This window comes from Lysobacter sp. TAB13 (assembly GCF_052113885.1).
Taxonomy (GTDB): domain Bacteria; phylum Pseudomonadota; class Gammaproteobacteria; order Xanthomonadales; family Xanthomonadaceae; genus Lysobacter; species Lysobacter gummosus.
Window position 1 is genome coordinate 1 of sequence record NZ_JBFRDR010000242.1, and the last position, 425, is coordinate 425.

Sequence of the window (425 nt, forward strand, 5' to 3'; positions counted from 1 at the left end):
GAATAGGGTGACGCGAACTCGTACCAGAAGTCGAGGACGGGACGATTCGGCATTCAGCCTCCAGGTCGGTCATCGGTTTGAGTCGCGCTCGGGAAGCTTCGACCTGTCGCGGCGCGACTGCAAGCACGCAGGACGCGTGTTGCACAATCGGCATCGTTGATACCGACCCATCACGGGATGACGTTTGATCGATCAGAAGGTTCCGATTGCGTCGTCCCGAGGGCTGCGATAGTGCGCCATTGAGCCGAAAACAGGGCCATCCACAGTCGAAGCGTCCCCCGGCATGGAAACATGCCGTCAGAGCAGGAAGATCATCGATGTCCGACAAGCGCGTGAAGAAGGTCGTGCTCGCCTATTCCGGCGGCCTTGACACCTCGATCATCCTGAAATGGCTGCAAACCACCTATGAATGCGAGGTGGTGACC

1 protein-coding gene is annotated in these 425 nt (G+C 58.6%); it reads left to right on the forward strand.

The window, feature by feature from the left end; genetic code table 11:
- Positions 1 to 317: 317 nt before the first annotated feature.
- Positions 318 to 425 (forward strand): argininosuccinate synthase domain-containing protein (locus AB4Y92_RS26000; protein WP_441822247.1); only part of this gene is annotated, 108 nt, incomplete at its 3' end.